Here is a 15,987-nt window from a genome sequence, read left to right as displayed (position 1 = left end):
GCGTTGCGTCGTTCCTTGCAAATAAAAAATCCCGGCTTTCGCGCGGGATCTTCATCATCAATAGTCAATTGTTAGCTAGAAACTCTTTATTAATTACTCGCCATTACACGTTTGTGCTCCAGGTACAGGTATTTAATTTTGTATTGATTGGCCGCGTGATCATAGCTGATTAAATCGGCATCACTGCGGAAGTTGCTCTGCAGGCTGTAACGGAAATTTGTTGCCTGCGGGAAACTGGCTGTAAGATTCGCTATCGTTAACTCTTTAACCGCTTTGTTATTTACACTATAAAAATATTGGGTGGCCGGTTTATAGCCTTTAGTATCCTGTACTAATTTTTCGCGGCTGTAAATGGCAAAACCTACAGTGTCAATTACTTTGTAAGCGACATTGTTGTAAAAACGGTAGTCCTGGTTAGCTAAGCGATAACCGAAGATCTCATTTTTATTAAGGTTCACTTTTTTGCCATCATTGATTACACTGATGGTATTACCGCCGAAGAATTCGTTCAACTGTATTTTATCTGTGTTTGAGGCGTAAGTTAGTTTATGGTCTTTATAATCGTTTTCGTTAAGGTAAACACCAGTAGTGTTTTGTGCTTTTAAGCTTAAACCTTGTATTATTAAAATGGCTGTGAAAAGCACCTTGATTGAAGTTTTCATTTTATTTATTATTTAATCTATTCCTGCGCAGTATCATTCCAACGAAGTGCCAATGTGTTGGCATATTTACTATATGCCCAAAATTAGGCTGTAAAGGGCATTTCTGAAAGTTTTAAACATTTTGTTGCACGTTATTTACATTCAAAACGGAAGGCTGGATTATCAGAATGGAAGAGTTTTTAAAGGCGACGTACTGAGATAAAAGAAATAGATAAACTCCACGCAAAAAATTAATTTTAAAAACCCACTAAGAAATTCACCCCCAGTGCGACTAATTGTATAAATACCAATAATTGAAAGAGCAGTTCACCTTATTAATAACCAGCAACCAGGGTCTTATTCTGAAGGTTTGCAATATGTATTGCAATAGCCGGGAAGATAGAGAGGACCTTTTTCAGGACATTGTATTACAGCTTTGGCGGGCGTATGGTTCATTTAATGGCGCCTCTAAAGTTTCGACCTGGATTTACCGGGTTGCACTTAATATCGCCATAACCCGGCTCAGAAAAGAAACCAAACGCGAGAAATTTACCGGGCTTGATGATAATGTTTTTGAGATAGCTGCTACAGACAATAAGGAAGAAAATGAACAAGTGCTGCAAATGTATGAGGCGATAAAAAAGCTCTCGGAGGTTGAACGGGCCATTACCATGTTGTATATGGACGATTACAGTTACCGCGAGATTGCGGAGGTGATGGGCCTTTCAGAATCGAACATTGGGTTCAACCTCAGTAAAATACGCAGCAAATTAAAAACAATGGTTAACAACGGATAATATGGAACTGGACGATTTTAAAGCGCACTGGAACAATATCCAGGATAAAGAATTTCAACAACAAAAATTTTCGTCAGAAAAATTAGAACAAATTATTATGAACACAACAGACACCTTAAATCAATTACACACCAAAAGCCTCTTTTGGAAAACTTTGGGAACAACCACTTGCAAAATGTTAATCGGCATACTAGCAGTAGCTTTTTTAATGACTATAGTCGATGCCATTCACCTGCATAAGCTGGCCAATATCCCTATGGCATTGGCATATATGCTTATCATACTATTATATTGTATTGTTACGATATGGGCTTATAACCGGCAAGAACAGATATTTACGATATACAATAATGGCGATGTAAAGGCAAGCCTTAAACTAACCATTACAACATTCAAAAAATTCTACCTGTTGCTCAATATTATTTATCTCTTTTTATATCCTGTATATAGTTACGCGGTTATTAAACTATTTATACCGTACTGGCACCCATCGCCACAAATCCTTTATATTACCTGTGCAATTGTAACTGTTGTATGCCTTGCAGGCGGGCATTGGTATTACAAAGCCAAATTCTTTAAAAAGCTAAAATCACTTGAAGGTAATTTGAAAGAGTTAGAGAGTTAACATACATAGTGACACGCTGGGCGAAGAAGATTCTTCGTTAGCACTCAGAATGACAAAAAAAGTGTTGTTATCCCGGTACTCGAAGCATTCCCCAATATAGCAACGAAAAGAGCCGGACATTATCCGGCTCTTTTTTCGTTTTATGTAAATGTGTATTAGAAACGCACGATCAAGTCCATCGCGGCGGTGTACTGATCTTTTTTGGTGCCGTTATCATAAGGCGTAATTCCATCGGCATAGGCGCGCTCATATCTAATTTCAGGGCGGATCCTGATCAGATTATTAAAGTAGTGTACAAAACCAATAGTATGGCTGGTGTACAAAGTTGCATAACCTGTGCGGTTGGCCTGCGGGTCATCCAGCATATCATTACGGATCGATAAATAATTTTTAGGGCCGAAGAGGATTTGGAAATAGTTAACCAAACCTATGGCATTGGCTGTGCCGGGTATCAATGAACCCGCACCGGTTCCTTCGTAAAATGGCTTGCCCGGGCCTGTAATCACGGTACCGCCGGTTAATGCATTTTTTTGCCACATGTAATAGCCTTCGGTCATCATGTGTACACGGCTGCTAAATTTGTGGCCCCAGGTAGCAACCAGCATTTGGAGGTCATCATGCTGGTTGGTATAATTTCCGCTACCTAAAGAGTTAATACCTCCCCATAAACCATCATTATTATCTTTAGATACCCAGCGTACCATCAGCAAACCGTTTAACTGTGCCGAATTACTCCAGGGCGCCATATCATTACCGGCATGTGCCGCCACTTGCAATTGCCAACGCGAACCCAGTTTAATTGTTCCCTGCACACCGGTAAAGGTGTAAGGGTCAACCGTAAACATCAGCGAGTGTGAGTATAGATAGTTATCGGTTGCCCATTGTGCTTCAATATCAGCAGGCGAAATAAAACGGCCCACTTTTACAATTAAGCCATCGGCCACTTTCGGAAAGTACAGGATACCATATAACTCAGCCGGGTCGAAACCGTACTTGTTATTGTTTTTAAGCAGCTGATTACTGAAGATTCCTTTCGCTGTAGTGTAGCGGTAATCGGTACCAAATATGGTGGTCGACAGGAAACCCCAGTCGAAATGATCTGTTTGTGCCGTATTGGGTTGCTTTTCAAATTTAATACCAGCTTGGTCAAGTACAACGGCATTAGGGATCAGGTTGTATGAGGTAGGGGCGTTTGAGTTTTTTGACGAGCTGATGTTACCGCCAATATCAACCCAGCCATAAATTTTAACCTTGCTTTGGCTTAAGCCCAATAGTTTGGTTAATGGATAATTTGGTGCGGTTGCATCAACCCCAACCAATGGCGAACCAATCCAATCGCCCGAAGGGAACGGCGGAGATGGCAGTGGCGAAGGCAGCGAACGGATAACGGTATCTTTCTTTGTTTTATTTTTAACGGTGTCTTGCTGGGCGTTTACATTTAGTGCAATAGCTGCCAGCGCAACTATTGTTAACAGGTGTTTTTTCATTTCTTTGTTAATTGTTATTTGGATTTATTGCGACCGGGTTTAGCGGATATTTTGTAGGGTTGTTGATCAACATCAAAGGCAATGTTTCGAGCAATTTGATGTACAGGCTGATCCCTTTTTTAATTTCTTCGAGGAAGATGAACTCATCAGAAGAATGTGAACGGGCCGAATCACCAGGGCCGATTTTCACCGATGGAATATCCAGCCAGGCCTGATCAGACGTGGTGGGCGAGCCGTAAGTTTTGCAACCGATAGCCAATCCGGTTTTCACGATAGGGTGATCGAGCGGAACAGCCGATGAGCCAAGCGATCCGGGGCGAACAGTAAACTCTGAAGAGATATTCTTACGGATGGTTGCCAGGATAGCCTCATGCGAAAACACATCATCGTTACGGATATCAACCGTAAACTCACATTTGGCAGGCACAATATTATGTTGCAAACCCGCCTTAATTGCCGTAATGGTCATCTTAACCGGCGACAAGCTTTTCGATTGCTGCGGAAACTGGTATGAACGGAACCACTCCAGGTCCTTCATGCATTTATAAATGGCATTATCACCCTCCTCACGCGCGGCATGGCCCGAGCGGCCGGTGCTTGTGCAATCTATCACCAAATTACCTTTTTCGGCAACAGCCATTTGCAGCAGGGTAGGTTCGCCAACAATGGCCAGCTCCAGTTTACCCAGCAAAGGCAGGATAGATTTAATCCCGTTTTTGCCCGAGTTCTCCTCTTCGGCAGTGGCAGCAAAGCATAGGTTAAACCCAAGCCCCTGGTAACTGTAATAATGTAAAAAGGTAGCCAGCAGCGATACAAGGCAACCGCCAGCATCATTACTGCCAAGTCCGAATAATTTACCGCCGGTAATTTCAGGACAGAAAGGATTCTTGGTATAGCCATTCGGTTTAACCGTATCCAGGTGCGAGTTAAGTAAGATGGTAGGCTTACTTTCGTCGAAATATTTGTTGTAAGCCCAAACGTTGTTTCTTCTGCGCTTAACTTTTACGCTGTAACTTAAAAGGTAATGCTGAACCAGATCGGCAGCGGCAGATTCTTCACCGCTGAATGATGGGATCTCTATCAGTTTTTGCAGCAGGCTTACCGATTCGCTGAATAACAGCGAACTCAAAGGCAGGGTTTCTCTAACCGTTGAAACACCCGGCTTTGCAATTGCATTTTTGATCATGGTAAAATGTTTTTTAGTTTAATTGAGGGTCAAAAAGCATGGCGGTGCAAAGGCAGTTGCACCTGTTTTTAGCTTGCAGCACATCGTAGTTTACGCAGCTTTTGCAGCCATCCCAAAAGCGGTTTTCCTGTGCTATTTCGGCATAAGTAACCGGCTCGAAACCCAGGTGGGTATTCATTTTCATAATAGCCAGCCCTGATGTAATGCTGAACACCTTGGCAGCCGGGTATTTGCTGCGCGATAATTGAAAGATTTGAGTTTTAATTTGAGAAGCAACATGGTGGTTGCGGTGTTTGGGCGATACAATGAGGCCGCTGTTTGATACAAATTTTTCATCGTCCCAGGTTTCGATGTAAGAGAAGCCTGCCCACTCGCCATCTTCGGTAACAGCTACTACGGCTTTCCCGGCATCAATTTTTTCTATTATAGAGGCGGCTGATCTTTTTGAGATACCCGAGCCTCTCGCTATTGCAGAACTTTCCATTTCGCGGATAATCTGATCGGCAAATACCACATCTGATGGAATTGCTGATCTTACAATAATTCGTTCACTTTCCATTTTTGATTTTATTTCGATTGAATCATCTTCAACTGTATTGGCGGGTATGCCAAAAGAATGCCCGGGCGGTATATCAGATCACTAAATGGCTTCTATCGGCCTTAAAAGCCCCTTTTATTTAAAATCAAGTATCAGCACATAAAAAAAGCCTCTCAAAATGAAAGGCTCGTTTTCCAAATTAGCAGGATGCATGGAAGTAAAGCTTGCCAGGCGCATTTTCTACTTAACATCTCCGGCATTTCAATTACATAGCATAATTAAAAATGAATTCAAAACAGCAATTTATAATTCACACAAGAATCATAGTTTTTATCTATACCTATGTTGCATGATTTTAATCACACAAATCAATCTAAAAAAGAAAGTTCTTTTTACAGTTCTGCAACATAGAACACATTCATTAATCAGACTTTTGCCCGATGTTAAACAGTCAGAAAATTAAAGGGGCAATCCTGGTATTATTAGGTGCAGCCAGCTATGGCATTTTAGCCACGGTTGTAAAGTATGCCAACCATTTAGGGATCCATACCAGTGCGCTAACGTTTATGCAGTTTGCCACAGGCGCTATATTTCTGACCATCTACTCTAACATCAAGCAAAAAAACAACAAAAATGCAAAGCCGGTTTCGGGCAAATCAAAAACAAGACTTATCCTTTTTGGTACCTCGCTTGGGCTTACCAGCACACTTTATTATATCTCTATCCAGTACATCCCGGTTTCTATGGGCATCATTTTATTGATGCAGTCCATCTGGATGAGTGTTGTGGTAGAAGTGGTATGGCTAAAAGAAAAGCTACAAGCCATCAAAGTAATAGGCACGCTTTTAGTGATTGGTGGCAAGCTGCTGGCTACCAATATTTTGTTCGAAAAGCATACCATAAGCTGGATTGGGATAGGCTGGGGATTAGCTGCCGGGGTAGGCTATACTGTATCAATATTTTCATCAAGCAATATCGAAACCAGCGTGCCCAGCGATGTAAGAAGCAAATACCTGGTAATCGGCGGCTTGATCGCCATCATCTTGTTTTGGAACATCAACATCATTACCCACTTAAGCGGTTTAAGCATGCTTAAATGGGGGATATTATTAGGTGTATTTGGAACCATATTGCCGCCATTGTTATTTACCAAAGGAATCCCGCTTACGGGTATCGGCCTCGGTTCTATCATTGCGGCTATCGAGATCCCAATTTCAATAACCTCTGCCTTTTTAATTTTAAACGAGCAGATCAACACCTATCAATGGATAGGCGTAGGTGTTATTATTTGCTCTGTAATAGTTGTAAATTTAAAGAAGCATCCTTAAACGCCGGCCGGTCGTTTTTGCATCCATTTAATTCTTTCAGCCTCCGTAAAAAACGCCCAGGCTACCACGCGGCTTACCTTTTGGCCTTGCGACATATTGATAGTTTTAACATCCAGCGCCTTAGCTTTCTCTAAAGCTTTGTAAATAACAGGCAGAGATTCTTTTTTCGATACCAGGGTAGTGAACCACAGGCATTGTTCGGCAAATAAAAAGCTTTGCTCTACCATTTGCCTGATAAAAGCAGCTTCGCCACCGGGCGTCCATAACTCGTTGTTTTTACCACCGAAGTTTAATAGCGCCTTAGGTAATCTGCCTCCATTTAGGTTTTCCCATTTTTTATTACTGCCTGCATGGGCCTCTTTCATCGAAGCGTGGAAAGGCGGGTTGCACATCGTTACATCAAACCTATCGCCCGGTCTTATAATCCAGTTAAAAATTTCCTTTCGGTTAGTTTGCTGCCGTAGCTCAATTAGCTGTTGCAATGCTTTGTTTGCAGCCACAATTTGCTTAGCCGATTGGATAGCTACCGTATCTGTATCAGACCCAACAAAAGACCAGCCATACGCGCTGCTGCCAATCAACGGGTAAACACAGTTAGCGCCTACTCCCACATCAAGTACTTTTATTTTACTGCCCATTGGTATGGTACCGTTATTGGTTTCGGCCAGCAAGTCGGCCACGTAATGGATGTAATCGGCACGGCCGGGTATAGGCGGGCAAAGGTAACCTGCCGGGATATCCCAGCCATCAACCTTATAAAAATGTTTTAGTAATGCTTTGTTTAAGGCCTTAACTGCATCGGGGTCACTAAAATTGATAGACTCGTTTCCGTGCTGATTAATCGATACAAAATTCCGCAATGCCGGGTTAGCAGTGCAAAGCCTTTTAAAATCGTACATATCCCGGTGTGCATTGCGCGGGTGCAGAGTGTCTTTTTCGGCGGGCTTTGAGTTGGGTTGTTGCGGCATATTGATTGTATAATTTACAAAGGTAAGTAATTGAGAAGGATATAGCCCATAGCAGAACCATGAGTATTACCTCAGTAAGTAAAAGAATCAATTAGTATCTGAATAAAAATAATACGAAATTTAAAAAGGCGGAGTGAACGAACTATAATTTAACCTGTTATATGGATGTACAAGAACAAATTGAAGCATATATTACCAACCAGCCCGAACAGAAGCGTACTGATATGCAAGCTTTGCACCAGCGCATACTTGAAGTTTTACCGGGTTGTAAATTGTGGTTTGATAATGGCAAAAACAGCGAAAACAAAACCGTTAGTAACCCCAATATTGGCTATGGATTTTACACTATAAAATATGCCGATGGCAAAACCCGCGATTTTTTTCAGATTGGTTTGAGTGCAAACACAACCGGCATCTCTGTTTATATACTCGGCATAAAAGATAAAACATACTTAGCCCAAACGTTCGGGCTAAATCTGGGAAAGGCAAGCGTTACAGGCTATTGTATTAAGTTTAAAAAGCTAAAAGATATAAACCTTGATGTACTTGAAGCGGCAATACGTTATGGTGTTAAGGTTAGCAACGAAAATTAAACTTCAAGTATTATCGAAATGGGTATTCGATCTATAAGCTGTTAAATATCATTAACTTATTAATATTCTCGTTGGGGCTTGTACTTTTTAGCCAACTCTGTAAAGCTACATTTATGCTACAGGGGCCGTAGGTAATTATCTTTATTTCTCGCGATAACGCCTCTTTTTTCAAAAGGTCTAAAACATCATGGATTATATGGCTATCAAACGGTGTGTACATAAAAAATATATTTCCTGATGAATAGTCTGCTTCCCGGGCATCCACATTAATAACTTTTATGTTGGATAGGTTAAGGCTGGCGATGCTGTTAATGGCGTAATTACAAAAAGCAGGTTCAAATTCTACCCCTATCGTTTTAACGCCGCTTAGCAAATTCACCAGCATAATCACGAAGCCCAGGCCCGAACCTAAATCGAAAAACACATCTTCATTTGTGAAGTCTACCTTATCCAACATTTCAAAGATGATGCGGGCTGGGGTCTTTTGATAAAACACCATTCCGGGTTCCCGCTGCAAAGTTTGCTCGGGTACATTTTTAAAGGAAAAGATCCCGTTGAGAAAAACGTCCAGATTATCATAACCTACCTCTCCCTGATATTCGTTGTTCGTTGAGTCAAAATGAACAAACTCGCGAACCATGCTTTTAAAGCTTTCGCTTGTATATGCTCCGCTCCGGATATTATCCTGAATTTTTTGAAACAACCCGGCATCAACCGCCTCCAGTTTTGTCCTTAATTGTTCTGCCCGGTTCTTGAGCGATAGCAATAGGTTCTGCTGATCTGTTTGGGGTAACACCCCTTCAATCCGGTCAAGAATATGAAAGTCGATGAAATCTAATGTGTCTGTGCGTTTGTCGAAGTTCCTTTCTTCAAACAACAAAGTATTATGCTCAATAGCCGCAATATCGGTTTGAATATCATTGATCTGATTTTCGAGATCGGTGATAACAGGAGCTAATTCTTTGTTCATCAAGTTTATATCGATTGGTTATCTGTACAATAGTTCTCCGAAACAGCAACACCTTCCAAAATTTCACGATGTGCCAGCCCCCATTGCTCCAGTTGTTTCCATACCGGGGCCAAGGCAATGGCACTTTCTGTCAGTTCATACTCCACACGTGGTGGCACTTCGGGGTATACAGTTCTTGTTACCAATAGGTCGCGTTCCATTTCCTGCAAATGCAGGGTCAGCATGCGGTCGGTTATATTGGGCAGTATTCTTTTGATGTCAGTGTAGCGCAGTTTCTTATTTTCCAATTTATGGAGGATCAATAGCTTCCACCTACCGGCCAATATATCGAGGGCATAGTTCATTCCGCAGAAATCGCTCAACTCATTCCGGTTCCGGTTATTAGTGGATGTTAGCTTCCTTTTACTCATTACTCACATTTTTGTATGCAGCACACAACAAGCTGCCGATAATCTAATTTACAGATAGCCCTATAATTTTGCGGTATACATTAAAAATTAATACACGAAAATGAACATACTCATTGTATACGCCCACCCCGAACCGCAAAGTTTAAACGGCGCCATGTACCGCACCGCCATAGAACACCTCACCAAATTAGGCCACCAGGTTAAAACCACAGATCTGTATGCCATGCAATTTGATCCCGTATCGGACCGGAAAAACTTCGCTACCGTTAGTAACCCCGACTACTTTAAACAACAAGCCGAAGAACTATACGCCAATGAACACAATGGTTTCTCCGCTGAAATTGCCGCCGAACAAGAAAAAGTAGAATGGTGTAATCTGATGATCTTTCAATTTCCGCTCTGGTGGTTTGCCCTCCCCGCCATACTAAAAGGCTGGGTAGACCGTGTATTTGCCATGGGCCGCTTTTACAACAATGGCCGCATTTATGATAACGGTGTATTTAAAGGAAAAAAGGCAATGCTCTCCCTCACCACCGGCGGCCCCGAAAAAAACTACAACAAAGACCTTTACGGCGAAATGGAAAGCATCCTAAAACCCATCCACCGCGGTATCTTCGAATTTACGGGTTGGACGGTGTTGCGTCCTCAGGTGGTTTATGCTGTGGAGAGACAGTCTGTTGAGGAATTGGCGGGGGAATTGGAAATGTGGAAAGATAGGTTAGAGGGGGTGTTTGAGGAGGTGTGATTGTTGGGGAGTAGTTAATTTGACTCCCGACGAGATTCTAACGGTTATTCCACAAGCGGAGGCGCTTGCGGGCAAAGAGGCTTGCTCTCAGTTTTTTTGCCTATCGTCGATATTGTTATTGCATCAATTTATTATATACAAAAGCCAATTGCTGGCGCAAACCTGTCGTATGTACCACACAAGACTATGAGAATATTGTGTGTCCTTTAATAAAATAGCCCCATTATTACCTACCACAATTTAAAAAGAGATATTTTTATCGCATGGCTGGTAACACAACAGAGATAGAATTATTACGCACGGTATTAGGTTCGGCAGGGATGAAGGCTGATGTTTTCGACCTGTCGTTGCCGCATTGGAAATTGAAGCAGTATAAAAAAGGTGAGTTTTATAACGAGTATAAAAATGTTTGTAAACACCTGGGCTTTATTATCAGCGGCGTGTTCAGGATCTACCGGGTAAATGATACTACGGGCGAAGAAAAGAACATGCTTTTCTTTACCGACCATCAGTTCGTTACTTCTTTCGCCAGCTTTTTCAGCCAGGTGGCTTGCGAGTATTATACAGAAGCAATGTCAGATTCGGTGATCTTATATATCCATATCGATCACTTAAATGAGCTTTACGGGCAGTCGCATCAATGGGAGCGATTTGGGCGCAAGGTTGCCGAAACAGCTTTTTATGAGGTAATGCGCAATACCGAAGGCTTTTTATTTAAAACCCCGGAAGACCGTTACCGGGAAATGATAGAGAAACACCCTAACATTTTTAATTCTGTGCCGCTTTATCATATCGCATCCTACCTTGGCATCCAGGGACCATCACTGAGCCGCATCCGTAAGCGTATGGTGAACAAATAATTTTTTTTTACGCGTTGTTCGATTTTAACCTGGGTTAAAATTATCCAGCCAGCTTAACCCGATGTTTGTGATGTCCTAAACAATTAGGCATTACAGAAAATGAAAACAGCAATATTATTTTTAGCATTAAGCGTTTTAGGGTTTAGCACTTATGCCCAAAAAAAAGTTAACAAAAATTTAGAAACAATAGTACTTGTACACGGCGCCTGGTCTGATGCAACAGCATGGCAAAACGTTGTGCCTTTGTTAAAAGCACAAGGGCACGAAGTGATTGCCGTTAACCTGCCCGGTCACGGAAGCGATGCCACTTCGTTTGCAAACATCAGCTTACAATCTTATGTTGATGCGGTGAAGAACGCCATTGGTGACAGAAAGAATGTGGTCTTAGTAGGCCACAGCATGGCTGGCGTTGTAATCAGTGAAGTGGCCGAGCAAATCCCCGGTCAGATTAAAGAATTAATATACCTGGGTGCTTTTCTGCCACAAAACGGCGATAGCTTGTTGGGGCTTTCAAAACAAGATGCTGATAGCCATATCGGTAAATACTTACAAATAGATCAGGCTACAGGTTCTGCAATTATTGCCAAAGATGGTGTGATAGATATATTTGCCGCCGATGCACCGGCACAAATTGGCACCTACCTTGCCAACAACATTAAACCAGAACCATTAGCACCATTTGTAACACCGGCTACTTTAACTGATGCCAATTTTGGCAGTGTTAAGAAAGTGTATATCCATACCTTAAATGACCATGCGGTTAGCCTTTCAAACCAAAACACAATGGTGAAGGCCAATGGCCATATCAGCAAAGAGTATTCATTACCAAGCAGCCATACGCCATTTATATCAATGCCAGATAAATTAGCGGCTATTTTAATTGCAGAATCTAAATAATTAAGACGGATAACACAAGAAAGCTCATCGAACTACATCGATGAGCTTTCTTGTACTTAATAATTATCGCTGGCCACCGGCAACAGCAATCGTTTCGCCGGTTACCCAATATGAATCATCGGAAGCCAGGAATATAGCTACTTTGGCAATATCTTCGGGCTGCCCAACACGGCCAAGCGGTGTTTGCGAAATATGCCATTTTTCTACATCACCTGCCATTACACCAGAACTATGTGAGCCTTCAGTTTCGATTAGCCCGGGATTTATAGAGTTAACCCGGATATTTTTAGGGCCAAGCTCTTTAGCCAAAATGCGGGTCATGCCGTCAATGGCATATTTGGTTTGGGTATAAACCAGTGCAGTCGGCATATCCAGTGTAGATACGATAGAGCCGGTATTAATAATTACACCACCTTTATTACCAAATAGTTTTACCGCCTGCTGAGCAGTTAGTATGCTGCCCAAAACATTAATGTTAAACATCTGATGAAACGATGCTTCTGTAATATCTTCGATGCCGGCAAAACTGTACACACCAGCATTATTAACCAAAACATCTAATTTCCCAAATGCTTTGATTGTTTCTTCAAACAAGCGTTTTACATCGGCAGCATTATCTACGTTGGCTTGCACGGCAATAGCTTTACCGCCGGCTGCTGCTATTTCCTGTACAACTTTATCAGCACCTTCTTTACTGCTTGCATAGTTAACCACCACAGCGGCACCTTCTTTTGCATATGCTTTGGCAATACCCGCGCCTATACCTTTAGAAGCGCCTGTTATTACGGCAACTTTGCCGTTTAATTTTCCTGAATTTCCCATTTTCTTTATCGTATTATTTTGTTTTTCGATAAAGCAAAGTTGGTGTTTCGGGCACCCGGTAACGATGAAGTAGATTAGGAAATAAGGTTGAAGTAGATTAAGATTTTGGCTTTACGCGCTGGTTACGAATTTTGGAGAGAAATTCTGTCGTCATACCCAGATAAGACGCAATGACATATTGCGGAAAGCGGCGGGTAAAAACGGCATAACGCTCCATAAAAGTCTCGTAACGTTCCTCGGCCGACTGGGTGAGGTTAGTGACAATTCGCCTTTGCATAAAAGCAACCGATCGCTCTGCTAGGGTACGAAAAAAGGTTTCGAAATGATGATTTTCAGCCTTCAGTCTGCTTTCGTTCTGATGGGTAATTTCTAATAACAGGGAATCTTCCATGGCAATTACAAACATGCTCGCTGGCTGCTGATAGATATAACTATTATAGTCGGATATCCACCACTCCTCCAAAGCAAGCTGAATGGTATGATCCTGCCCATCCTCACCAATTACATAAGCTCTTAACGCACCACTAATAACGAAATACCTGCTTTTAGCCGTAAAATTAGGCTGAATTAAAAACTGCCGCTTCTTCACCCGCAATTCTTTAATGCAGCAGCCAAATCTACTGCTTCGGCGTCCGAAATCGGCACCGATTTACGCACATAAGCAATGATGACATCTTTGTTATTCACGTCCATAAAGTGATGGCAAATTACGTAAATTCTTCTTATTTAACCCTCACGCAGTACCGAAGGCAACGTGAAAAACAGGTTCTCAGAAATTCGGCGGGCCTTTTTGTATTATTTCAAATTGATCAATAGCTTTTTAATCCACCCTCCAGCCCAATTTCCATATAACCGGAAACTTAACTCCGCAAAGCCAATAAATAAAATCATTACCAGAAATGGGGCCAGATAGCTGTATCTGCCCATGTAAGGCCAAAAACATTTAATCAATATCAGGCCAGGCTTGGATTCCGAAAAATCGGCCCTATGCTTTTTTTACAAACTCAGATTTAAGTGCCATGGCGCCGAAGCCATCAATTTTACAATCAATATTATGGTCGCTATCTACCAAACGGATGTTTTTAACTTTGGTTCCTGCCTTTATACTTTGGGACGAACCTTTTACCGGCAGGTTCTTAATTGTTACTACCGAATCTCCATTTTGCAGGATGTTTCCATTGCTATCTTTTACTATGAACTGATGATCTCCGGCACTTTCTTCTTCCGGGCTCCATTCATGGCCGCATTCTGGACAGGCAAGCAAGCCATTCATTTCATAGGTAAAGGTTGATTTGCACAACGGGCATGGAGGTAGTTCTATCATATTAATATTTTGACAAAGGTAAACTTGTTACCCGCAATTGAGTAATGATTGTATAGTCTCAATTGTCGGCGACATGCATGCCACGTGTGCCTATTATCGCGTTATATCTTAAACAGAAAAGCCTTCAGATTTTCATCCAAAGGCTTTTTCAAAAACAGTGCCTGCCATGTATCAATTTTGCAGATAACGCTCCGCCGGTCTACCGCTTTGTGAGGCACCAAATAATTGGTTACGGGCATCTTCATAAGCATCAATTATTTTTTGATCATTTACTGACGGATGTGTGGTGAGCTCACCTTTATCTAATCCGGAAAGTGTTGCATCAACACAATCCTCGGCAGTCATAATAGTAGACTGATCCAATGCAGATAACGGCACACCACCCACTTCCCATATTTCTGTTGCCGTAGTAGCAGGATTCACTAACTGAACACGAATATTTGTTCCTTTCAATTCTTCCTGCAACCCACGTGTATATTGAACCACGAACCCTTTTGTACCGCTATAAATTGAGCTTACAGGTAATGAATAAAAACCAAGTACTGATGCTATGTTAATTAAAACGCCTTCGTTTTTCTCAATAAAATGAGGCAAAACCGTGTTCGAAAGTAGCATTAAGGCGGTAATATTTACATCAACCATCTCTTTCTGTTTAGCAACGCTTGTGGCTGTAATTGGTGCAAGTGTACTGGTACCGGCATTATTAATGAGCATAGTAATGCTTTTATCTGCTTTCAGATTGTTAACCACATTTTCTAAATCTGTTTCTGAACCCAGGTCTGCCACCAGGTTGGTAACCTGTATACTGTACTTGCTTTGCAATTTGGCTGCAAGTTTATCTAATCTGTCTTTACGGCGCGCTACCAACTTTAGGTTATAACCGCGTTTAGCTAATCTTTCGGCAAATATTTCGCCTAATCCCGAAGAGGCCCCTGTTACCACAGCAGTACCTAACTGTTTGTTTTCTTCCATTTTGTTAATTTTTAAACTACTGATTATCAATATCAGTTTTATGTTCTGTTAGTGTCAGGTGTAAACAGACCTGTTTACAACAATTGCAAATGTAAACAGGTTAGTTTACATTTGCAATAAATATTTCTCAGAGATGAATAAAGAAATAGAATCGGGTTCAAAGTCTTTGAAACGCGATGAAATGATTAAATATGCTTACGACCTTTTTTATAGAAATGGGTTTCATGCTACCGGAGTAGATACGATAACCGAGGGTACTGGTATTTCAAAACGTACACTTTATAAGCATTTTACATCTAAAGAAGGTCTAATTACAGCTACAATTGATCACTATCATCAATTGAGATATAAGGCTATTTCTGACTATCTGGAAAAATCCACCATCAGAAACCCTGTTGATAAGGCTTTAATAATTTTTGATTTTCTGTCAGCCTTAGTAAATTCAGGCATGTTAGATGGATGTTTTGCCATGAACGCAAAAACAGAATATGCAAACAAAGCGAAAGAAATAGAGGCAGCTTATGATACTTATGTGGCAGCAGTTCAACAACTTATTGAATCTTATTTAAAAGAGGGAAAAATAGCGGATTATAAATCAATAGCCATGCAAGTAGTAATGCTTTTTGAAGGTGCCATTATCCGGAGTAAAGCATTGGGTAATTCTCAACCCGTTAAATTGGCAAAAGCAGCAGCAAAAGTAATTTGTAATCAATAACCCTCAATGCGGTAATGTATCTCAAACAAAAAAAGCCTCCATGTTTCCATCTGAAGGCTTTCATTTTTTAGTGGTCCCGACGGGAATCGAAATATGGACTTTTTACAGC

At 41.4% G+C, this 15,987-nt stretch carries 19 protein-coding genes; 8 read left to right on the top strand and 11 right to left on the bottom strand.

What is annotated here, in order from left to right; genetic code table 11:
- Positions 1-89: 89 nt before the first annotated feature.
- Positions 90-662 (bottom strand): hypothetical protein, encoded by a 573-nt coding sequence (locus tag PQO05_RS00785; protein ID WP_273630728.1) that lies wholly within the window; start codon positions 660-662, stop codon positions 90-92.
- Positions 663-955: 293 nt separating this feature from the next.
- Between PQO05_RS00785 and PQO05_RS00780 the strand changes: the two genes are divergently transcribed.
- Both PQO05_RS00780 and PQO05_RS00775 read left to right on the top strand, forming a co-directional pair.
- Entirely contained in the window at positions 956-1,438 is a 483-nt protein-coding gene (locus PQO05_RS00780; protein ID WP_273630727.1) for an RNA polymerase sigma factor, read from the top strand.
- Between the two features lies 1 nt (position 1,439).
- On the top strand, positions 1,440-2,063 hold the full coding sequence (locus PQO05_RS00775; RefSeq protein ID WP_273630726.1) for a hypothetical protein: 624 nt from the start codon (positions 1,440-1,442) through the stop codon (positions 2,061-2,063).
- A 155-nt stretch (positions 2,064-2,218) separates the two neighbouring features.
- Here PQO05_RS00775 and PQO05_RS00770 read toward each other — a convergent pair whose 3' ends face one another.
- From PQO05_RS00770 to PQO05_RS00760, 3 genes are read right to left on the bottom strand one after another with little or no spacing between them, the layout of a single operon-like run.
- Positions 2,219-3,550 carry an outer membrane beta-barrel protein gene (locus PQO05_RS00770; RefSeq protein WP_273630725.1) on the bottom strand — a complete coding sequence of 444 codons (1,332 nt, stop codon included), beginning with the start codon at positions 3,548-3,550 and terminating at the stop codon, positions 2,219-2,221.
- A gap of 7 nt (positions 3,551-3,557) precedes the next feature.
- Entirely contained in the window at positions 3,558-4,736 is a 1,179-nt protein-coding gene (locus PQO05_RS00765) for a M20 family metallo-hydrolase (protein WP_273630724.1), read from the bottom strand.
- 13 nt (positions 4,737-4,749) lie between these two features.
- Entirely contained in the window at positions 4,750-5,295 is a 546-nt protein-coding gene (locus PQO05_RS00760; protein ID WP_273630723.1) for a GNAT family N-acetyltransferase, read from the bottom strand.
- Positions 5,296-5,714: 419 nt separating this feature from the next.
- Between PQO05_RS00760 and PQO05_RS00755 the strand changes: the two genes are divergently transcribed.
- Positions 5,715-6,602, top strand: a complete 888-nt coding sequence (locus PQO05_RS00755; RefSeq protein ID WP_273630722.1) for an EamA family transporter — start codon at positions 5,715-5,717, stop codon at positions 6,600-6,602.
- Here the strand turns inward: PQO05_RS00755 and rlmF are convergent.
- Positions 6,599-7,570, bottom strand: coding sequence for a 23S rRNA (adenine(1618)-N(6))-methyltransferase RlmF (gene rlmF / locus PQO05_RS00750; RefSeq protein WP_273630721.1), 972 nt, complete (start codon positions 7,568-7,570; stop codon positions 6,599-6,601). The two genes, PQO05_RS00755 and rlmF, sit on opposite strands and share 4 nt — an antisense overlap.
- Before the next feature lie 161 nt (positions 7,571-7,731).
- Between rlmF and PQO05_RS00745 the strand changes: the two genes are divergently transcribed.
- Positions 7,732-8,163: a DUF1801 domain-containing protein gene (locus PQO05_RS00745; RefSeq protein WP_273630720.1), complete on the top strand. Its 432-nt coding sequence runs from the start codon at positions 7,732-7,734 to the stop codon at positions 8,161-8,163.
- A 31-nt stretch (positions 8,164-8,194) separates the two neighbouring features.
- Here the strand turns inward: PQO05_RS00745 and PQO05_RS00740 are convergent, their stop codons facing one another.
- Both PQO05_RS00740 and PQO05_RS00735 read right to left on the bottom strand, forming a co-directional pair.
- A complete protein-coding gene (locus PQO05_RS00740; protein ID WP_273630719.1) occupies positions 8,195-9,133 on the bottom strand; it encodes a class I SAM-dependent methyltransferase in 939 nt (312 codons plus the stop codon).
- Between the two features lie 5 nt (positions 9,134-9,138).
- Positions 9,139-9,543: a winged helix-turn-helix transcriptional regulator gene (locus tag PQO05_RS00735; protein ID WP_273630718.1), complete on the bottom strand. Its 405-nt coding sequence runs from the start codon at positions 9,541-9,543 to the stop codon at positions 9,139-9,141.
- A gap of 100 nt (positions 9,544-9,643) precedes the next feature.
- On the opposite strand from PQO05_RS00735, the gene PQO05_RS00730 reads away from it, so the two are divergent.
- The 3 genes from PQO05_RS00730 to PQO05_RS00720 all read left to right on the top strand — a co-directional run bounded on the left by PQO05_RS00730 (position 9,644) and on the right by PQO05_RS00720 (position 12,045).
- Positions 9,644-10,288 (top strand): NAD(P)H-dependent oxidoreductase, encoded by a 645-nt coding sequence (locus tag PQO05_RS00730; RefSeq protein WP_273630717.1) that lies wholly within the window; start codon positions 9,644-9,646, stop codon positions 10,286-10,288.
- 263 nt (positions 10,289-10,551) lie between these two features.
- Positions 10,552-11,148 carry a Crp/Fnr family transcriptional regulator gene (locus PQO05_RS00725; protein ID WP_273630716.1) on the top strand — a complete coding sequence of 199 codons (597 nt, stop codon included), beginning with the start codon at positions 10,552-10,554 and terminating at the stop codon, positions 11,146-11,148.
- A gap of 99 nt (positions 11,149-11,247) precedes the next feature.
- Positions 11,248-12,045 carry an alpha/beta fold hydrolase gene (locus PQO05_RS00720; protein WP_273630715.1) on the top strand — a complete coding sequence of 266 codons (798 nt, stop codon included), beginning with the start codon at positions 11,248-11,250 and terminating at the stop codon, positions 12,043-12,045.
- 63 nt (positions 12,046-12,108) lie between these two features.
- On the opposite strand, the gene PQO05_RS00715 is transcribed toward PQO05_RS00720, so the two are convergent.
- From PQO05_RS00715 to PQO05_RS00700, 4 genes are all read right to left on the bottom strand, one after another.
- Entirely contained in the window at positions 12,109-12,867 is a 759-nt protein-coding gene (locus PQO05_RS00715) for an SDR family NAD(P)-dependent oxidoreductase (RefSeq protein WP_273630714.1), read from the bottom strand.
- A 97-nt stretch (positions 12,868-12,964) separates the two neighbouring features.
- Positions 12,965-13,456 carry a Crp/Fnr family transcriptional regulator gene (locus PQO05_RS00710; RefSeq protein WP_273630713.1) on the bottom strand — a complete coding sequence of 164 codons (492 nt, stop codon included), beginning with the start codon at positions 13,454-13,456 and terminating at the stop codon, positions 12,965-12,967.
- 396 nt (positions 13,457-13,852) lie between these two features.
- Positions 13,853-14,191 (bottom strand): zinc ribbon domain-containing protein YjdM, encoded by a 339-nt coding sequence (locus PQO05_RS00705; RefSeq protein WP_273630712.1) that lies wholly within the window; start codon positions 14,189-14,191, stop codon positions 13,853-13,855.
- 171 nt (positions 14,192-14,362) lie between these two features.
- The gene (locus PQO05_RS00700; RefSeq protein ID WP_273630711.1) at positions 14,363-15,163 is read right to left on the bottom strand and encodes an SDR family NAD(P)-dependent oxidoreductase; all 801 of its coding nucleotides are present in this window, start codon (positions 15,161-15,163) and stop codon (positions 14,363-14,365) included.
- A gap of 133 nt (positions 15,164-15,296) precedes the next feature.
- On the opposite strand from PQO05_RS00700, the gene PQO05_RS00695 reads away from it, so the two are divergent.
- Positions 15,297-15,878, top strand: coding sequence for a TetR/AcrR family transcriptional regulator (locus PQO05_RS00695; RefSeq protein WP_273630710.1), 582 nt, complete (start codon positions 15,297-15,299; stop codon positions 15,876-15,878).
- Positions 15,879-15,987: the final 109 nt, after the last annotated feature.

This window comes from Mucilaginibacter jinjuensis (assembly GCF_028596025.1).
Classification (GTDB): Bacteria; Bacteroidota; Bacteroidia; order Sphingobacteriales; family Sphingobacteriaceae; genus Mucilaginibacter; species Mucilaginibacter jinjuensis.
The sequence above is the reverse complement of the archived record's forward strand: the minus strand, read 5'-3'. Positions and strand labels throughout refer to the sequence as shown.